The sequence below is a fragment of the Streptococcus suis genome (genome assembly GCF_002964045.1).
In the GTDB taxonomy this organism is placed as follows: Bacteria; Bacillota; Bacilli; order Lactobacillales; family Streptococcaceae; genus Streptococcus; species Streptococcus suis_U.
The window spans coordinates 1-274 of the sequence record NZ_POPB01000320.1 but is presented as its reverse complement, the minus strand read 5'-3'; the positions used below and the strand labels follow the sequence as shown (position 1 = coordinate 274).

Sequence of the window (274 nt, the reverse complement as noted above, 5' to 3'; positions counted from 1 at the left end):
ATAATATGTCCATAAGTATATGGAGGTACGTTATGAGAACCCTCTAAATTAACAGAAATTCCATATTATTTTTTAAAACTTTTGCAAAATAATATAGCTCCTATTAAAAAACTTAAGGTTTCTACAGGTCTCCAGAATAATTGATATATATAAAGTGTGAGTGTATTCCAAAAATCACCACTAGTATCAATCCAAGTTGTTTTTATCATAAAATTTAAGTATCCAAAGCACATTAAAACTATGCCACTTAAAAATAATGTATCCGGACTTCTTT

General features: G+C 27.4%; 1 protein-coding gene. It reads right to left on the bottom strand.

Going from position 1 to position 274, the window contains the following annotated elements; genetic code table 11:
- Positions 1-65: 65 nt before the first annotated feature.
- Positions 66-274, bottom strand: a 209-nt coding sequence (locus C1E99_RS15225) for a hypothetical protein (RefSeq protein WP_105206928.1), incomplete at its 5' end; no start/stop codon positions are given.